1 protein-coding gene and 1 pseudogene are annotated in these 1,462 nt (G+C 72.4%); one reads left to right on the top strand and one right to left on the bottom strand.

All coding sequences use genetic code 11. The annotated features are described in order from the left end of the window. The first annotated feature begins 139 nt into the window (after window positions 1-139). Complete coding sequence (locus I71_RS15175; RefSeq protein ID WP_042695688.1) at window positions 140-1,213, top strand: PP2C family protein-serine/threonine phosphatase; 1,074 nt, start codon at window positions 140-142, stop codon at window positions 1,211-1,213. 10 nt (window positions 1,214-1,223) lie between these two features. On the opposite strand, the pseudogene I71_RS15170 reads toward I71_RS15175, so the two are convergent. Continuing rightward, a pseudogene (locus tag I71_RS15170) lies at window positions 1,224-1,462 on the bottom strand (DNA topoisomerase IB); the annotation flags it as partial.

Raw genomic sequence — 1,462 nt, 5'->3', positions numbered from 1 at the left:
CTCTCCCCCCCCGCCATGTCCGGCGATGGGCGGGTGATCGCCGTCCGTGGGTCCGTCATCGACCTCCGCTTTGCCGAAGCGTCCCTGCCGCCGCTGTTCGAGGCGGTGGAAATCCTGTGGGACGGCCCTGAGCGGCTGATTGAAGATCGGCGGGCTGGTCGGCATCTTCGTGCTGGCGCTGGGCGTCTATGCCTGCCTGCGCTTTGCCCGCGACCAGATGGCCCCGGTGGAGCGGCTGAGCGAGGCGGTCAAGGCGGTGGAGGCCGGGCGCTTCAACCCCTTGACCCTGAACGAGGCCGCCGACCGTGACGACGAGTTCGGCCGCCTGTCCCGCGTCTTCCGCCGCATGGCGATGGAGGCGAACGCGCGCGAGGAGACCCTCGACGCCCAGCTGGTGATGCGCGGGGCGGAGCTGGAAACCAAGAGCGAGAAGCTGGCGGCCGCCGAACAGCTGATCGAGGACGAGCAGCGGGCTGCCCGCGACGTGCAGTCCGGCCTGCTGCCGCGCCAGCTGCCGGTCGGCCGTGACAGCCAGTTCTACGGCATCCTGGTGCCCGGCCATGCGGTCAGCGGCGATTTCTACGACGTGATCGAACTGGACGAGCGCCACAGCCTGCTGGTTGCCGCAGGCGTGTCGGGCGGCGGCGTGCCGGCCGCCTTCCTGATGCTGATGGTGCGCGGAGCCATCCGCGAGGCCGCCCGGCCCGGCGTCGGCCCGGCCGCCATCCTGACCCATGCCAACGAGCGCCTGTGTGGCGAAAGCCCGTTCAACGGCTTCGCCACCGCCTTCGTCGCCGTCTATGACCGCGTCACCGGCACCCTGGTCCATGCCTCCGCCGGCCACCGCGGCGCCGCCCGCATCGCGACCGACGGCGCGGTGCAATATCTGTCCGAGGCCGGCGGGCAGCCGCTGGGCGTGCGACGCGGCGCCCCCTACGGCGAGGCGACGGCGACGCTGGCCCAGGACGAGACGCTGTTCCTGTGCACCGACGGCGTGCTCCAGTCCGTCGACGGCCGGCGCGAGCCCTTCGGCGAGGCCCGCCTTGCCGCGGCACTCGCCCACAGCCGCGGCATGTCCGCCCGCGACCGCACCGAGATGGTCCTGCGCACCGTGCAGGCGCATGTCGGCGCCGATGGCATTCTTGCCGGCGACCTGGTGTGCCTGGTCATGCGCCGCCTGCTGCCGGTGACGGAGACGGCCGAGATCGCTTGAGGGGGGAGGCTTAGCTCCTCTTCCGCGCCCCCTCCCGCGCCCGTGCCGCCGTCTCCCGCTCCAGCCTGTCGCGCAGGAAGGCGAGCACGGCGGCCTCCTCGCCGCTGAGGCCGGCCAGCTCGTCGCGCAGCTCCGCCTCGACCTCGCGCTTCAGCGAGTCCAGCAGTCCGCCCTCCAGATAGGCGTCCAGCACCTCGGGGTGGACGTAACTCCTGCGGCAGACGCTGGGGGTGTTGCCCAGGCGGGTGG

This window comes from Azospirillum sp. B506 (assembly GCF_000333595.1).
Taxonomy (GTDB): domain Bacteria; phylum Pseudomonadota; class Alphaproteobacteria; order Azospirillales; family Azospirillaceae; genus Azospirillum.
Note: the sequence above shows the minus strand (reverse complement) of the source record. Positions and strands in the feature narration are given on the sequence as shown.